At 35.9% G+C, this 16,341-nt stretch carries 15 protein-coding genes; 1 reads left to right on the top strand and 14 read right to left on the bottom strand.

Features of this window, described 5'->3' with window-relative positions:
- Positions 1-37: 37 nt before the first annotated feature.
- Complete coding sequence (mtaB, locus tag DWW68_RS02880) at positions 38-1,345, bottom strand: tRNA (N(6)-L-threonylcarbamoyladenosine(37)-C(2))-methylthiotransferase MtaB (protein ID WP_118588803.1); 1,308 nt, start codon at positions 1,343-1,345, stop codon at positions 38-40.
- 178 nt (positions 1,346-1,523) lie between these two features.
- Between mtaB and DWW68_RS02875 the strand changes: the two genes are divergently transcribed.
- Positions 1,524-1,751 carry a hypothetical protein gene (locus DWW68_RS02875; RefSeq protein WP_021952707.1) on the top strand — a complete coding sequence of 76 codons (228 nt, stop codon included), beginning with the start codon at positions 1,524-1,526 and terminating at the stop codon, positions 1,749-1,751.
- 52 nt (positions 1,752-1,803) lie between these two features.
- Here the strand turns inward: DWW68_RS02875 and thiI are convergent, their stop codons facing one another.
- From thiI to cdd, 13 genes are all read right to left on the bottom strand, one after another.
- Positions 1,804-2,985: a tRNA uracil 4-sulfurtransferase ThiI gene (thiI, locus tag DWW68_RS02870; protein WP_118588802.1), complete on the bottom strand. Its 1,182-nt coding sequence runs from the start codon at positions 2,983-2,985 to the stop codon at positions 1,804-1,806.
- Positions 2,986-2,990: 5 nt separating this feature from the next.
- Positions 2,991-4,145 (bottom strand): cysteine desulfurase family protein, encoded by a 1,155-nt coding sequence (locus tag DWW68_RS02865; RefSeq protein ID WP_118588801.1) that lies wholly within the window; start codon positions 4,143-4,145, stop codon positions 2,991-2,993.
- 13 nt (positions 4,146-4,158) lie between these two features.
- Complete coding sequence (locus tag DWW68_RS02860) at positions 4,159-4,896, bottom strand: 16S rRNA (uracil(1498)-N(3))-methyltransferase (protein ID WP_118588800.1); 738 nt, start codon at positions 4,894-4,896, stop codon at positions 4,159-4,161.
- Between the two features lie 4 nt (positions 4,897-4,900).
- A complete protein-coding gene (gene prmA, locus DWW68_RS02855; RefSeq protein ID WP_118588799.1) occupies positions 4,901-5,866 on the bottom strand; it encodes a 50S ribosomal protein L11 methyltransferase in 966 nt (321 codons plus the stop codon).
- An 88-nt stretch (positions 5,867-5,954) separates the two neighbouring features.
- The gene (locus tag DWW68_RS02850; protein ID WP_021952712.1) at positions 5,955-6,134 is read right to left on the bottom strand and encodes a DUF4250 domain-containing protein; all 180 of its coding nucleotides are present in this window, start codon (positions 6,132-6,134) and stop codon (positions 5,955-5,957) included.
- A 65-nt stretch (positions 6,135-6,199) separates the two neighbouring features.
- Positions 6,200-6,592: a hypothetical protein gene (locus tag DWW68_RS02845; RefSeq protein ID WP_118588798.1), complete on the bottom strand. Its 393-nt coding sequence runs from the start codon at positions 6,590-6,592 to the stop codon at positions 6,200-6,202.
- 14 nt (positions 6,593-6,606) lie between these two features.
- On the bottom strand, positions 6,607-7,095 hold the full coding sequence (locus DWW68_RS02840; RefSeq protein WP_118588797.1) for a small multi-drug export protein: 489 nt from the start codon (positions 7,093-7,095) through the stop codon (positions 6,607-6,609).
- A gap of 58 nt (positions 7,096-7,153) precedes the next feature.
- Positions 7,154-7,882 carry a polysaccharide deacetylase family protein gene (locus DWW68_RS02835; RefSeq protein ID WP_021952715.1) on the bottom strand — a complete coding sequence of 243 codons (729 nt, stop codon included), beginning with the start codon at positions 7,880-7,882 and terminating at the stop codon, positions 7,154-7,156.
- A 96-nt stretch (positions 7,883-7,978) separates the two neighbouring features.
- A complete protein-coding gene (locus DWW68_RS02830; protein WP_347497862.1) occupies positions 7,979-10,081 on the bottom strand; it encodes a heavy metal translocating P-type ATPase in 2,103 nt (700 codons plus the stop codon).
- A 102-nt stretch (positions 10,082-10,183) separates the two neighbouring features.
- Positions 10,184-10,540 carry a metalloregulator ArsR/SmtB family transcription factor gene (locus DWW68_RS02825; RefSeq protein WP_118588796.1) on the bottom strand — a complete coding sequence of 119 codons (357 nt, stop codon included), beginning with the start codon at positions 10,538-10,540 and terminating at the stop codon, positions 10,184-10,186.
- Between the two features lie 174 nt (positions 10,541-10,714).
- Positions 10,715-14,563: a glycosyl hydrolase gene (locus DWW68_RS02820; RefSeq protein ID WP_118588795.1), complete on the bottom strand. Its 3,849-nt coding sequence runs from the start codon at positions 14,561-14,563 to the stop codon at positions 10,715-10,717.
- Positions 14,564-14,752: 189 nt separating this feature from the next.
- Positions 14,753-15,877: a phosphopentomutase gene (locus DWW68_RS02815; protein ID WP_118588794.1), complete on the bottom strand. Its 1,125-nt coding sequence runs from the start codon at positions 15,875-15,877 to the stop codon at positions 14,753-14,755.
- On the bottom strand, positions 15,874-16,314 hold the full coding sequence (gene cdd / locus DWW68_RS02810; protein WP_118588793.1) for a cytidine deaminase: 441 nt from the start codon (positions 16,312-16,314) through the stop codon (positions 15,874-15,876). The genes DWW68_RS02815 and cdd overlap by 4 nt, the downstream gene beginning before the upstream one ends.
- Positions 16,315-16,341: the final 27 nt, after the last annotated feature.

Genomic DNA, 16,341 nt, shown 5'->3' with positions numbered 1-16,341 from the left:
TCCTTTTTTTGCCTTTTAATGGCAGTATATTATAATTTTAATATAAAACTTTCCTAGTGGCAAGCATTATTTCATTATCAATAAAGTCTTTAAGGAAAACTTCTTCTATTTTTCCTGCCAGATTTTCCTTAGTTTCCACAGCCACCTCTATGTATTCTTTAGTGTGACCTACCTGATATTTTATTCCATTTATTTCCTTTTCCTCCTCAAAAAGCACCGATACTTTTTCCCCAATTTTTTCTTTTCTGTAGTTTTCTTTTAAAGATTCTCCCACTGAAATCAAATCTTCGCTTCTCTTTGATTTTATGGTTTCATCTACCTGTCCTATCATTTTTGCCGCAACAGTTCCGTCTCTTCTTGAATATTTAAACACATGAAGCTCTGAAAACCCTACTTTTTTTACAAACTCTCTTGTTGTTGCATAGTCTTCATCACTTTCCTGCGGGAACCCAACAATTACGTCTGTGGTAAATGCGGGATTTATAAATTTCTCCCTGAGAAGCATGCATTTGTTATAATATTCTTCTGATGTGTAATGTCTGTTCATGGCTTTTAACGTTGTATCGCATCCGCTTTGCATGGACAAATGGAAATGAGGACAGATTTTTGTAACTTTTGATAATCTGTGGGCAAATTCCTCCGTTACCACTTCCGGGTCAAGGGAGCCTAATCTTATACGTTCAATTCCTTCTGTATTTTCAGCTAATTCTATTACATCTATTAATTTCTTTCCATTATCGTCATAACAACTTAAGTTAATTCCCGTAAACACAACTTCCTTAAATCCGTTATTTGCCAATCTTTCCAATTCATCTTTTATACTATCCATTTTTCTGCTTCTTATTCGCCCTCTGGCATAAGGAATAATGCAGTATGAACAGAAATTGTTGCATCCGTCCTGAATTTTTAAATGAGCCCTGGTATGCTCCGTAACAGTGGCAATTTCCAAGTCCTCATATTCATCAGTCTTATTTATGTCAATAATATAATTCTTTTTGTGTTCCTTAAAATATTCCTGTAATATTTCCACAATTTCTTTCTTTTTGTTATTTCCCACAATTATGTCTATGGACAAATCCTCTGCAATTTTCTCAGAGGCTGTCTGCACATAGCAGCCTGTTGCCACCACAATGGCACCTTCATTCATTTTCTTTGCCTTATGAAGCATTTGTCTTGATTTTCTGTCAGCCATATTAGTTACAGAACATGTATTTACTATATATACGTCGGCTTTCTCAGAAAAAGAAACTATCTCATACCCTGCATTTGCAAGGAGCTGGGACATTGCCTCTGTTTCATAAGAATTTACCTTACATCCTAAGTTGTGTAATGCTACCTTTCTCATTCTAATCTCCAAATATTTTATTTTAAACCTTTCTTTTTAAAGCCTCTGCACCTTATACAAATTTACACTAATTTAACCTATATTTAATTGTAATTTTGTTATTTGTTCTCATTGAACAAATGTTAAATCCGTGCTATTATGTAAAGGAAAGAGATAAAAAAAAGAGAGGTGTACAAATATGAAAACAGTTACTATTAATTTAGGCTCTATCGATAAGGTTAAATCATTTGTAAATGATATCACAAAATTTGATAACGACTTCGACTTGGTTTCAGGACGTTATGTTATAGATGCAAAATCTATTATGGGCATCTTCAGTCTTGATTTGTCAAAACCAATTGATTTAAATATACATAACGAGGACAATCTTGATGAAATCCTTGAAGTTCTTAAAAAATACGAATAAAGCCTAAGTGGCCGGCTAATTTTTTAGTCAGCCACTTTTTTTGTGTCTTTTTTTAGTTGTTAATTTCTATTACTTCTACTGTGTCAATTGCTTCCTTAAACATTCTGTCTATTTCCTCAGCTAAATGAGTTTCTGAATTTTTAATTACATTAATATTAGGTTTTGTAACCGGATGTTTTGCCACAAAAGTTGTGCAGCAATCCTCATATGGAAGTATTGATGTTTCATAGCTTCCAATCTTTAATGATACATCTACTATTTCCTGTTTATCAAAAGCTATTACAGGTCTGAATACCGGAAGTGTACATACCTCATTTGTTGCTGCAAGACTTTGCATGGTCTGGCTTGCCACCTGTCCTATCGACTCACCGGTAATTAATGCCTGTGCTCCTTCTTCCTTTGCAAAATATTCAGCTATTCTCATCATATATCTTCTCATAATAATAGTCAGTTCATCGTGAGGGCATTTATCATATATATACATCTGAATATCTGTAAAATTAACTACATATAACTTCATTGGTCCTGAATATTCAGATACGATTTTTGCCAAATCCACTACCTTCTGTTTTGCTCTTTCAGATGTGTATGGAGGTGCATGGAAGTATACTGCATCCACTACTACACCACGCTTTGCAGTCATCCATCCTGCTACCGGGCTGTCAATTCCTCCTGACAACAAAAGCATTGCCTTTCCTGCTGTTCCTACCGGCATTCCTCCCGGTCCCGGAATTATTTTTGAATAAATATTTATATGATTTCTAATTTCAATGGTTAAAATCACATCAGGGTTATGAACGTCAACCTTTGTTTCAGGAAATGCCCCTAGAATTCTTCCTCCCATTTCCGCATTAATTTCCATTGACTCCATAGGGTAATTTTTTCTGGCACGTCTTGCCATAACCTTAAATGTAAAATTCTTATCCTCATAATTTTCATCAATATATTTTATAACCTGATTTGCTAAATCCTCAAATCCGTTATCTTCAATTTGTACCATAGGACAAATTCCCACAATACCAAATACGTGCTTAAGAGCATCAACAACTTCATCAAAATCATAGTCGTTTTCAGCTGTTGCATATATTCTTCCATATTCCTTTGTGACCTTGAAATCACCGTCAACTTTATCTAATGCCCTTCTTGCATTGTCAACTAAAGCATCTTCAAACAAAAATCTGTTTTTTCCCTTTACCCCGATTTCCGCATACTTTATTAAAAATGATTTAAACATTTCCTTTATCTCCTTACATATTTTCTTAAAACCGGAAGAAGCTTTGTTATTTCTTCCACTGCATAATCTACTTCTTCCTTTGTGTTAAATCTGCAAAAACTAAATCTTATGGTGGAACCTAACAAATCCTTATCTACCTTCATTGCCTTTAATGTTTCACTTACGGCAGGTCTGTTAGATGAACAGGCACTTCCTGCTGACACATATATTCCCTTATCTTCAAGAGCGTGTAACAATACCTCACTTCTTACCCCTGAAAAGCTTGCACTTACAATATGGGGAGCACCTTTATCTCCCTTTCTGCTGTTTATTGTAACACCTTCTATGCCGCTTAATTTATCAATAAGATAGTCTTTTAAGTCTGTCATGATTTTTACGTTTTCTTCTAAATTATCATAACATTCCTTTGCCGCTAAACCTATTCCTGCAATTCCCGGAACATTTTCCGTTCCTGAACGCATGCCTTCCTGCTGCCCCCCTCCTAAAATTATAGGATTGATTTTAGTATTTTTCTTTATATAAATAAAACCGCTTCCTTTAGGTCCATGTATCTTATGTCCGCTAACGGTTAAAATATCAATGTTGTCCTTTTTAGGTCTAATTTCCATTTTGCCAAAGGCCTGAATGGCATCCACATGATAAACCACCTTTGGATTTACTGTTTTTATATATTTTCCTATTTCGTGAATTGGCATTATGGCACCAACTTCGTTATTTACATACATTATTGACACTAATATTGTGTCTTCACTCATCTCTTTTTTTAGTGCCTCTAAATCCACCACGCCGTATTCATCCACAGGAAGGTATACTACGTTATATCCCATTTTTTCTAAATACTTCATTGGATTTGCCACGGAAGAATGTTCTACCTTTGTGGTAATTACCTTATTTCCACTTCTTTTATTTGCCTCAACAGAACCTATTATTGCCATATTATTGGATTCTGTTCCACCGGATGTAAAATATATTTCCTTGCTATCTACCTTTAAAATATCAGCAATACAGTCTTTAGCATCCTTTATATATTTTTCTGCCTCTACGCCTATCATATGCATAGAAGATGGATTTCCATAATCCTTTGTCATTGCATCTACAACTATATTTTTTACATTTTCAGTTACTTTAGTAGTAGCTGAATTGTCGAAATACGCTTCCATTTGTGTTTCCTCACTATTCTTCCGTCAAATACATTATTACCGACATAATTGTCATACCGGCTGTTTCCGTTCTTAAAATTCTTTTTCCAAGAGTTATTTGCTTTGCACCATATTCTGCTGCCTCTAAAACCTCTTCCAGTGCGAACCCTCCTTCAGGTCCTATGAAAATTCCAACAGACATGCCTTTTTTTATTTTTGAAACTATATCCCTTGTAATATCCATATTTTCAGCCTCTTCATAAGGAATCAGAATCATATCCATGTTGGTTGCCATTTCCAACGCCCTGCTAAAAGACACCGGCTGTAAAACCTGGGGGATAATTCCTCTTTTTGACTGTTTTGCGGCACTTTCCGCTATAAGATTCCACCTTTTTGTTTTGGCTTCCGCCTTTTTTGCATCTAACTTAACAACACATCTTTTAGTGGCAACAGGAACTATTTCATATGCCCCTAACTCCACCATTTTTTGAATAACCGTTTCCATTTTGTCTGACTTTGGAAGTCCCTGAAATAAAGTAACTTTAACAGGAAGTTCCCTTGCAGGACCGTTTACATCTTCTATTATAACCTGAACTTCATCCTTTAAAATGTTATCTATGGAGCATACATATTCCCTGTCCATACCATTACTTATTAAAACCTTCTCTCCCACATTCATTCTCAAAACATTTCTTATGTGGTTTACATCTTTTCCCGTAATGGTAATTCTGTCCTCACCGATTTGGTTTTCCTCAACAAAAAATCTATACATTTCTCTACCTTTTTTCTGCTATAACAGCCCGCCAATCGCCTTGTTTAACTACATCTGTTAATTTTAATCCTCTGTTATTTTCCACCGCTTCCTTTACTGCTTCTTCCTTCATATAAATAATTCCTGAGGAAATAAATATTCCTCCATCCTTTAAAAATCTATCCACAATACCGGCAATTGGAATAATAACATCCGCCAAAATATTTGCCACCACAACATCATATTTTTTATTTTCAAATTTTTGTTGCATTTTTTCATCATCTAACACATTTCCCAATATAACTTCAACGTCATCCATAGGGATTTTATTGACCTTAAAATTATCATACACAGCATCTATTGCAGCCTGGTCTATGTCTGTCATATCCACATGTCCTGCCCCTAACTTCTTTGCAACAATGGATAATATGCCGCTTCCACAGCCTAAATCCAATACTTCATCACCGGCTTTTATATACTTTGTAAGCTGGTTAATGCAAAGCTGTGTTGTTTCATGTTTCCCTGTTCCAAAAGCTGTTCCCGGATCAATTTCAATCATCTGCATATGGGAATACTTTTCATCTACACTCTCCCATGTAGGTTTGATGTAAAAATCACCTACCGTAAATGACTTAAAATATTTTTTCCAGTTATTAACCCAGTCCACGTCCTCTGTAGTGGATTTTTCTATGCTTCCTTCACCTATATTAATAAAACCGTTTGCTTCCTTTAACTTTTCCCTTAAACTTTCTAAGAGATTTTCGTCATTTTCATCATCAGCATTTTCTTCCGTATAAAAACTGATATATGCCACACCGTCATCTTCCGGCAAATCCGGCAGATAATCAATGAACATTTTCTCCTTTTCCTCCTGGGTGATCTGGAGATTATCCTCTATCTGTATTCCGTTAATTCCTAATTCTATCATAATACCACTGACAAAATCTGTAGCTTCAGTGGTTGTTTTTAAAGTGTATTTATTCCATTTCATAATAAAAAACCTCGTTATATTGATAAATAATCTACAACTAAATTATCATATCATATTAACGGGGTTTTATCAAACTTACCATTATATTTTATACAAACTGATTTGATGTGGCATCATAGCTATAATTGATTTTTTCCAGTTTCTCTTCTATCTCACTTTTATCCACATCCTTTGCCCTGCAAAAATCATCAAGGCTTCCGTAAAAATCTCTTAAATTGGTATTTACAACGCTTAAAAGCATAACCGGGTCTTTGGGTAATGTATCCATTTAAACTTCTCCCTTCATTCGGCGGCAGTTCGCCAAAAACATTTATTGAAATGAACTTCGTTCATTTAGTTTTTGGCTCCCCAAAGGAGGTATCCTATAATGATGCCCACAAATACTCCTATAATTAAATGTAGTATCCTCATTATATCCGGTCCCTTAGGTGTTTCCGTGTCTTTATATTTTTTTCTTTCTTTTCTGTTAAATATTACAATGTCAATTGCTAAAACTATGCTTCCCACAAAGGATATTATAAACGTAACTATTGTTACTAATATAGCCTGCTGTATTCCAGAAATTGCCATCATTACTGAAATAAACGCAATTAAGGCTGATGGAATGGTTATTGCCATGGTTATTTTTCCAACCATTCCCGGGGTGTATTTCCCATCTGTGGTTGCCTTAGTGATGTTCTTCTGTCCTTTATACATATAGTCGTAATTCATTTGTTTCTTTGCCATACAACGCTCCAATCTTAAACTGTAGCACTAAATGCCGACACTCCCAAGGCACTTAAAACTCCCATTATTATACCTGCTAAAAGTACGCCTCCCATGCAGGCTATTACGCTCTTTTTAAAATCCATATCTAAGAAGCTTGCTGCCAATGTTCCCGTCCATGCACCTGTTCCCGGAAGAGGTATTCCTACAAATAACATAAGGGCAACATAAAGTCCCCTTCCTGCCTTTGACTTAAGCTTCTCCCCTCCACGCTCACCTTTGTCTATGCACCATGAGAAAAACTTTCCAATATATTTTTTATCTGCTCCCCATATTAATACCTTTCTTGCAAACAAAAATATTACAGGTACTGGAAGCATATTTCCAATAACACAGATAATGTAAGATGTAACCATTGGAAGCCCCATTCCTGCTGCTATGGGAATGGCTCCTCTAAGTTCAACAATTGGAACCATAGATACCAGGAAAACTATTAAATATTTATAAATAACTGCTCCAAACATATTTATATCTCCTTAAGTTTTTATTTAAAATCTCCCGTAAAGTATAACATCCCACTGATTATTCCACAACTTGTTTTTTTATTAAATTAGAATCCTCTATTTGGTCCACCGTCACAAACTGATATCCCTTACTTTGTAGTTCATCCACAATTTTAAGTGCTGCATCAACAGATGTTCCAAAAATATCATGTAACAATATTATATCCCCGGGGCGGGTGCTTTTAATCACTCTTTTTGCCACAACATCTGCATTTCTATCCTTCCAGTCCTCCGGGTCTACGCTCCACAGCACAATTGACATATCTGTTTCTTCTAACAGTTTTTCATTCCAGTCCCCGTAGGGAGGTCTTAAAAACTTAGGCTTTTCTCCTGTTATTTCCTTAATGGCATTATTGGTATCCTCAATTTCTTTTTTTGCCTCATTATATCCGGTTTTTGCCAAATCTATGTGGGTATACGTATGATTTCCAATTACATGCCCGTCTTTTTTCATTCGCTTCACTATCTTTTCAGAATAAGAAATCCTCTCTCCTGTAAGAAAGAATGTTGCCTTGACTCCTCTTTTTTTTAGTCCTTTTAATAGTTTTTCCGTATATTTTGTGCTTGGTCCGTCATCAAATGTTAATGCCACCCTTGGAATGGTACCTTTCATGTCACTTATATTTAAATTTGCTTCACTGGTTTTTACGGATTCCTTATTATCAGGTACTTTTCCAAAAATAAAACATATTATTAAAATGCATAAAATAATTACTTCTGTTACAATTACAACCGTCGTTTTTTTCATTTTCTACCATTATTAGTCTTTATTAATTATTATATTCAAAAATGGTTGCATTTAGAAATAAATCTAATGCAGCCATTCCTGTTATATTCTGACTAATTATTTAGCTGTTCTCATTGCATTTAAAATTGCCAGTACACAAACACCTACATCTGCAAAAACTGCAGCCCACATAGTTGCTATACCAACTGCCGCTAATACAAGAACGGCAACTTTTACTACTAATGCAAAGATAATATTCTGCTTTGCTATAGACAGGGTTCTTCTTGATATTTTAATTGCCTTTGTAATATTTTTCGGATTATCATCCATTAATACAATATCCGCCGCTTCAATTGCAGCATCGCTTCCCATGGCTCCCATGGCAATTCCCACGTCTGCTCTGGCAAGAACCGGTGCATCATTTACACCATCTCCCACAAATGCCAGTGTTTTGCTCTCCTTTAAAAGTTTCTCTACATGAGATACCTTGTCTGCCGGAAGTAATTCTGAATGAACTTCGTCAATTCCTAATTCCTTAGCAATGCTGTCTGCGATTTCTTTTCTGTCACCTGTAAGCATTACCGTCTTTTTAACACCTAATTCCTTTAATTTCTTAATTGTCTCCTTAGATGTTTCCTTAATTTGATCCTCAATCAGGGCATATCCTAAATATTGTCCGTCAACAGTTACATATACAACCGTTGCTGCACCTTGTGCATTATCACAGGCAATACCAAACTGATCCATAAGTTTCTTATTTCCTGCAAGAATAGTGCTTCCGTCTAACTGTGCTTTTATACCTTTTCCATGTATTTCCTCTATGGAAATTTCATTCTGTCTTGCCTCAATATCAAAGTAGGCTTTTGAATCAGTAATCTTCAATGCGTCCTTTAATGATTTTGCAATAGGATGATTTGAATATATTTCCGCAATAACTGCCGCCTTTAAAAATTCTAAATCGGACACCTTTGAGTTTATTTTGCTAACCTTGAAAATTCCTTTTGTTAAAGTTCCTGTTTTATCAAATACGATTGTGTCACATCCTGATATTTTTTCTAAGTAATCGCTTCCCTTTACCAGAACACCTTTAGTAGATGCAGCACCTATTCCTGCGAAGAAGCTAAGGGGTACTGATATTACCAGGGCACAAGGACATGATACAACTAAAAATGTTAAAGCACGGTAAATCCATGGCTGCCATGTTTTGGCAAAATCAGCAATGTTTCCACCTAATACGAAGCTTACAACAAGGGGAGGTATTATAGCTAATACCACTGCACAGGCAACAACAATCGGTGTGTACACCTTTGCAAATCTTGTAATAAATCTTTCTGTTTTTGCTTTCTTACCACTTGCATGTTCAACTAATTCAAGTATCTTTGAAACTGTTGATTCGCCAAATTCTTTTGTTACTTTAATTGTAAGGGCTCCATTTATACTAATTGAACCACTGATTATATCATCTCCTGCCATCGTTTCTCTTGGAAGGCTTTCTCCTGTAAGAGATGATGTATCAATACTTCCCTGACCACTTGTAACCACACCGTCAAGAGGAACCTTTTCTCCCGGTTTTACAATGATTGTATCACCTATTTTTACTTTGTCAGGTGATACTTTTTCATATGAGCCATCTTTCTTTAAAAGATTTGCATAATCCGGTCTGATATCCATTAAATCTGTAATGGAATCTCTTGATTTATCAACGGCGTAATCCTGGAATAATTCACCTACCATGTAAAATAACATTACGGCACATGCTTCAGGATACTGTCCTACGAAAAATGCTCCCAAACTTGATACTGTCATAAGGAACTGCTCATCCATAGCTTTTCCTTTAAAAAGATTTTTTATGGCATTTAATACAATATCTCTTGCTGTTAAAAGATATATAAGGAGATATGTTATAAGCTGTGCCATATCAATGTCTATGGTTTTAAACAATCCCGGAATATGAAATATCACCATGGCAATTAAAAATACCACAACTCCCGCTACTGTTTTTCTTAAGTCAATTTCTGCACCATCTTCGCAACAGTCACATCCATGGCTATGTCCGTGATGATCATGATCGTGACCGCATGAGCAATGATTATGATCGTGATGATGTTCATGTTCATGGTCATGACCACATGAACAGTGGTCATCATGGCTGTGACCGGCACTTCCACCTTCATAACTACGTTCATTTTTTCTGTTTATTATTTTGTCATATAAATTCATTGTCCTTCCTCCTAATTAATTATTGTAGTGCCCCTCCCTTCGGTCAGCGGCATTTCGTCGGAAACATCTATAGAAAATGAACTTCGTTCATTTTGTTTCCTCCTACTCCATAATGTGTTCTAGGCCCTGATTTAATATGGACTGGATGTGTCCGTCATCTAATGAATAGTATATAGTTTTTCCCTCTTTTCTGTACTTTACCAACCGCATCTGTTTTAAAATTCTAAGCTGATGTGATACTGCTGACTGTGTAAGTTCTAAACTTTGCCAAATATCACATACGCACAACTCACCTTCTGACAATGCATATAGAATTTTAATTCTGGTGGAGTCGGCAAACACCTTAAAAAATTCTGCCAAATCACAAAGCATACCTTCGTCCGGCATATTTAAGCTTCTGCTTTCTACCACATCATCATGGTGATGATGCTCTCCACAACTCTGTAACTTTTCTTCCATATGATTTACCTGATACTTTTATGTATCATTCCTTTCTTTTAAACATATGAACCATTGTTCATATGTTATACTATTATATATGCCATAATATGTCAATAGTTTTTTGCACAAAAAAAGAAACTGCCATGGGACAATTTTATTTATCAACATGACAGTTTCAATATGATGAAATTACTACTTTTTAACTTTTACCGTTTTTACTTTACTCCACTTTCCAAAATATTTTATACCCTTTATGCTCTTATAAGCTCTTGCCTTTACATAATACTTCTTATTTGACTTAAATACCTTAAGAACAAACCTGGTTTTCTTAACATATTTGGTTTTTACTGTTCCCTTTTTAAATTTCTTTGTTGATGAATATTTCACCTGATATCCTGTTGCAGCTTTTACCTTCTTCAGTAAAATTTTCACTTTTTTCTTCGTTACCCGTTTTGCTAACGTAACCTTTGTATTTTTAACAGATTTTTTTGTGTCATTTGAAGCCTTTGTTGTTGGCTTTGCAACATCACCGGAGGTCGGTTCAATTATCGGCATGTCCGTTACAGGCTCCGTTGATTTCTCCGTCGGCTTATCCGTTACAGGTTCTGTTGTTTTCTCGTAAGATTCTCCTGACACCTTTATTGTCTTTGATATACCTGCAGACTCTGTATTATTTAATACAGCCGTTATTTTAACTGTCACTTTGCCTGCCGTAACCTTATCAATTGTGTAACTTCCGGCTTTTATGTTTTCAAGAACCTTCGTACCATTTATATAAACATTGTATGTCTGTCCCTTAGCCTGCTGTTCCTCTGTGTCCCTAAAGGATATGTTCACATTATTATTTCCTGTGGTTCCTACAACAAAACCTGCAATGTCCGATGGAATATTAGGGTCTGCCGTCTCTATTTCGCCGTCATAATCAGACAAGTCCGGTGCTGTAGTAGGTGAACCATATTTTATTACGATATATACACCCTTATCTCCACTGGAAAGTTTAACTGTATTATATGTATTTTCTGTAAGAGTTGAAGGATCAAACTTACATACACCGGTTAAAACATAGTCATTTCTTTCTGTCTTATTAACCCAGGCTTTTGTATTTCCTGAATTGTATTCACCGGAATACTCTACATAAAATGTCTTTCCTGCATCAAGAAGCTTTATTGCTGCGCCAAAGTCATTTCTTAACACATAATAGTATATATCAATTCCATTGCTGGTGCCAAGCTTTGTATACTTGTTTTCATCTTCTGCAGGCATTGTCGGTCTTTCCTGTGAAATATTGTAATAAAGTCTTAATACCAATCCTCCGTCTTTGTCAACTACTCCTGATAAAACCGTTCCTTCAGCATTTTTATCCAGTGTATAACCTGAATACTTCTGTTCCACAGCTGTAACTTCCTTTCCTATCTTCGCTGACTTTTTCTCTGCATTGAATAACGTGTATGTTCCATCAGCCTTTTGCAAATAGTGTTCAATTGTATATGTTGCCTTACCTGACACCTCACCTGCAGAGTCAGAAACGGTAGTCATCTTTTTAGGTGGTGCTTCTACTGTTGTTCCATCTGAAAATGTTACTGTTTTTGTAGTATCATCTGCATTATATGTAACATATGTTATCTCACCGTCGCTGTTTTTAAATGCACAACTAAGAGGGTTATCACTTGTTATGGATAAATCAGGTGTTCCTGCTTTATCCAGTGCATTTATATAATGGAATGCATGAGCCTTTGATTCCCCTGCCTCCGGATCACAATCCACATCAAAGTAATCCATTGCTGCTGACGGGTCTGCTATGGCAAGATATTCACTCCATATTTCATTCCAACGTTTTGTATTTTTATCATCACCAACAAATGATGATTCATTAATGTTAGCTGTTTTCCAGTTATTCTTTATGTAATCCGTGTTTGCTGCATAATAGAAGGACGCTGATGTCATAGGCAAAATATTTATTCCCTGAATCTGCAACGGCTCAGCTGTCCACCATGCTGCATATGTGTATTTTCCACCCCAAACCATTGATGCCTGGATATACTTTGGAAGGGATGAATCACCTGCTGAAGTCTGCTTATATGCATCATCAAGTACATCACCATCTATATCAAACCAATAACTGTTTACTGCTGAAATTTCTGTCTGATATAAATAAATTCCTTCTTTTGTAAGTTTGTCATTATGGGTTGCCTCACCATATAAAATAAGTGCTGCCCATGCATTAATTGCTTCTGAACTGGACTCCTGGTTGTTTCCATCTGCAAAATTAGCATGTCCTGATGCCCATGAATGACCTTCCCATGTGGAAAACTGTCTCAGGAAAGGATACCTTGCAGTTGGTGAATTTTTCGTTTCCGTTGCAATATCACCAATTAGTTCATCAATTACATTTCCGTATTTCTTCGCAAAGTCCGGATCTCTTAATGTAACCTGTGCTGCTGCCTGTATAAAATATCCATAATGAAAATGATGATCCGTTAAACCGTCAACTGTATAATATGCCTGTGGGAATCCCAACAAACTTCCAACATCACTGTCATAGTAGAAATACTTAGTATCATCTTCTCCTGAATATGTGAACCAATCTGACAATTCTGCCTCTAATCCCTTTAAAAGCTTATTGGCACTGTCAGTATCTCCGCATTCCTCTGCTGCCTCCATTACCTGAATGGCACGATTCATTTTCTTTCCTGTGTCATAGGTATTCTCGCCATATTCTTCTTTAGTAACCTTTGTATCTGTAGGACCGTACTCTTCCATAAAATCTTTTACATAGCCTGCTAACTCATCATGGTCTGATGTATAAATAGAAGGCATTGAGGGTAATATTCCTGAATATTTTAAATTAGTAGAGTAACTGTCTCCTACTAAATATTTCATATTACCCCTTATGGTTCTTGCCTCATTATCTAAATATGTATAACCTGTCATATTTTTGTACTGATGAGGAAGTATACCCATTACCGTTCCATCTGCCGTGCTTTCTTCTTTTTTATCTAATGTGTATTTGTAATTAGTAGTTAATGTAGATGTTTTATCATTATAAGAATAGCTTGTTTCAGTATCAGTTACAAAATTGTATGCATACTTTTCATATAATTTGGCTATTTTTTCTGCTTCTCCATCATTTTGTCCTTTACTTTCACAAAGCCATGCAAATGAACAATATGACCTGTCCGTACTTGGGAATTCCACGTTAAGCTGTCCGATACCATTAACATTGTCAGTACCACTCTGGCTTAACTTCGCTCCCTTTGGCAAATACAATGCATAGTAATCATAATTGCTGTACCCTGTAGCATCATCCTGATTATCAAAAACCCTAAGTACAACCATTGTTGAACTACTTAAGTCTGAACCATCAAAATATGATACCCCACTTGGAAGGGATACCCTCTTTCTTGTTAAAGTAACATTTGATTTATTTTCAGTCTGTATAAACGCAAAAGGACTTCCCTGAACCATTGTCATTTTCATGGAGCCTAACATAACATCTGTAGACCATTCCGTCTCTTTATCAACTTCACTTTTATCTGCATTTCCCGAACCAATAACAAAATCCGTCAATGAGCCATCTTCCGGCTGATTCATAAGCAATGTAGTTTCAACCCTTATTGTACTTGGCTTTGTAACGTACATTCCCGTGGATGTTGCCTTATATGACAACGGTATTGCATATGTGCTGTTTCCAAAGACATTGCCTCTTCCGTTTTCACTTGGATTCAAATAACTCCAAAGCATAGATGTGGACCATCCGCCTATATCAAGTGCAGCGTTGTTTTTATCATAATTATCTGTTGTAAAACGTGTTATGCCTTTATTTGCAATAGTTGGTAAATACTTTGTCAGCATTTCATTAGTCTTAACTATCTCCTGTCCGTTAGCCTCATAAGACCATGTTCCGGAAATTTTGTCTGAAATACTTCCTATGTTTTCATCTGCCTTAACATTATTTGTTCCATTACTAAAAACATTAGGATATCCCACTGCCAGTGTTAATGACAGCATAATGGCTACACCTTTTTTAACTCTCCTTCTCATAATATCTTTCCACAACTAAATCTGCTATGTACTTCCTCCTTTTTTCTCTAATAATCACTTTTTATGTGACCTGTAAAAAATAAATATTGTACTCAAATTCCGCCCTTTATGCTACCTCAATATAGCTTTATCTTATACCAGATACTATGATTATATAAGGTGTAATATTTTTATTTCAGTGTTATTTTTTTAAATGTTAAGACTTTCACATACTACCTTTGAAACATAAGAAAATCCCTTTATTATTCCAAGATTTTTCGGTTTAATATTTTTATTGTAAATTAGCAAAGGAACGTATTCTCTTGTGTGATCCGTAGTCATTGTAAACGCCGGATCACAGCCATGGTCGGCTGTAATTATCAGCAAATCCTCATCCCTTAACTGTTCCATAAATCCACCTAAAAATCTGTCAAACTCCGTTGCCGCATTAGCGTAACCTTCAATATTTCTTCTGTGACCATACAGCATATCAAAGTCAACTAGATTAAGGAAACACAAGCCGTTAAAATCTTCTTTTGCAACCTGAGCGATTTTTTCCATTCCCTCCTGATTTCCTGTGGTGCGATAAAATTTAGTTATTCCTCTGTTATTAAAAATATCAACAATTTTTCCAATGCTTATAACTTCTTTTCCGGAATTAGTTATCTTGTCAAGCATTGTATCCGCAAATGGAGACAATGCAAAATCATGACGTCTGGTGGTACGTTTAAAATCATCCTTATTCGTACCATCAAAAGGTCTTGCAATAACTCTTCCCACAGCCATATCTCCTGTTAGCATTTCTCTTGCCATACGGCAATATTCATATAATTCTTCTACAGGAACTATTGACTCATTAGCTGCAATCTGACACACACTATCTGCACTGGTGTACAAAATCAACGCTCCCGTTTTCATATGCTCCTCACCATAATCCTTTATTACCTCCGTTCCTGAATATGGCTTGTTGCATAAGCATTTTCTTCCTGTTTTCTTTTCAAATTCTTTTACAAAACTATCCGGAAAGCCCTGTGGGAAAGTTGGCATAGGTTTATGACTTACAAGTCCTGCTAATTCCCAGTGTCCAATAATAGTATCCTTTCCCATGCTTTCTTCCTGCATTTTTCCATACATTCCTATTGGATTTTCAACGCCTTCCTTATAATCCGTACCTTCAACATTAAACAATCCAAGTTTAGTCATATTGGGGCAGTTAAATTTAGGACTGCCACTTATGGTTCTAAGAGTATTGGCTCCTACGTCTCCGAATTTATCAGCATCCGGTGCCTCCCCTATTCCAAAGCTGTCTAAAACAATTAAAAACACTCTCTTCATTTTTGTTTCCTCCTTATATTCTCAGGGCCAAATCCCAAGGGTAATATTTCCTTTAATTTGAATATTTTATAATTATTCTCATTAACTGCCAATATTATTTCAAATGATTCAGGATTACAAAATTCCATCATCACCTGCCTGCAAACGCCACATGGTGCTGTCATCTCTTCTATTTTTCCTCCTTTTCCCCCAACAATGCATATTCCCATAAACTCCCTTTCTCCCTGACTTATGGCTTTAAAAAATGCCGTACGTTCAGCACAGTTTGTAGGAGTGTATGCCGCATTTTCAATATTACATCCCGTGTATAACTTTCCTGTTTTTGACATGAGCACCGCTCCTACCTTAAAATCAGAGTAAGGGGCGTATGAATATTTTATCTGCTCTATTGCCAGGTTAATCATGTTTTTTATTGTATCTGTGTTAATATCGGTCATAACTTATCTCCCTTAATTTTTATGACT

Origin of the sequence: Eubacterium sp. AF16-48 (assembly GCF_003479405.1) — a bacterium.
In the GTDB taxonomy this organism is placed as follows: Bacteria; Bacillota; Clostridia; order Lachnospirales; family Lachnospiraceae; genus Eubacterium_G; species Eubacterium_G segne.
The sequence above is the reverse complement of the archived record's forward strand: the minus strand, read 5'-3'. Positions and strand labels throughout refer to the sequence as shown.

What these genes read in the sequence shown, in the direction of transcription:
- mtaB (WP_118588803.1), bottom strand. Translation starts at nt 1,345, where the DNA reads ATGAGAAAGGTAGCATTACACAACTTAGGATGTAAGGTAAATTCTTAT.
- DWW68_RS02875 (WP_021952707.1), top strand. Translation starts at nt 1,524, where the DNA reads ATGAAAACAGTTACTATTAATTTAGGCTCTATCGATAAGGTTAAATCA.
- thiI (WP_118588802.1), bottom strand. Translation starts at nt 2,985, where the DNA reads ATGTTTAAATCATTTTTAATAAAGTATGCGGAAATCGGGGTAAAGGGA.
- DWW68_RS02865 (WP_118588801.1), bottom strand. Translation starts at nt 4,145, where the DNA reads ATGGAAGCGTATTTCGACAATTCAGCTACTACTAAAGTAACTGAAAAT.
- DWW68_RS02860 (WP_118588800.1), bottom strand. Translation starts at nt 4,896, where the DNA reads ATGTATAGATTTTTTGTTGAGGAAAACCAAATCGGTGAGGACAGAATT.
- prmA (WP_118588799.1), bottom strand. Translation starts at nt 5,866, where the DNA reads ATGAAATGGAATAAATACACTTTAAAAACAACCACTGAAGCTACAGAT.
- DWW68_RS02850 (WP_021952712.1), bottom strand. Translation starts at nt 6,134, where the DNA reads ATGGATACATTACCCAAAGACCCGGTTATGCTTTTAAGCGTTGTAAAT.
- DWW68_RS02845 (WP_118588798.1), bottom strand. Translation starts at nt 6,592, where the DNA reads ATGGCAAAGAAACAAATGAATTACGACTATATGTATAAAGGACAGAAG.
- DWW68_RS02840 (WP_118588797.1), bottom strand. Translation starts at nt 7,095, where the DNA reads ATGTTTGGAGCAGTTATTTATAAATATTTAATAGTTTTCCTGGTATCT.
- DWW68_RS02835 (WP_021952715.1), bottom strand. Translation starts at nt 7,882, where the DNA reads ATGAAAAAAACGACGGTTGTAATTGTAACAGAAGTAATTATTTTATGC.
- DWW68_RS02830 (WP_347497862.1), bottom strand. Translation starts at nt 10,081, where the DNA reads ATGAATTTATATGACAAAATAATAAACAGAAAAAATGAACGTAGTTAT.
- DWW68_RS02825 (WP_118588796.1), bottom strand. Translation starts at nt 10,540, where the DNA reads ATGGAAGAAAAGTTACAGAGTTGTGGAGAGCATCATCACCATGATGAT.
- DWW68_RS02820 (WP_118588795.1), bottom strand. Translation starts at nt 14,563, where the DNA reads ATGAGAAGGAGAGTTAAAAAAGGTGTAGCCATTATGCTGTCATTAACA.
- DWW68_RS02815 (WP_118588794.1), bottom strand. Translation starts at nt 15,877, where the DNA reads ATGAAGAGAGTGTTTTTAATTGTTTTAGACAGCTTTGGAATAGGGGAG.
- cdd (WP_118588793.1), bottom strand. Translation starts at nt 16,314, where the DNA reads ATGACCGATATTAACACAGATACAATAAAAAACATGATTAACCTGGCA.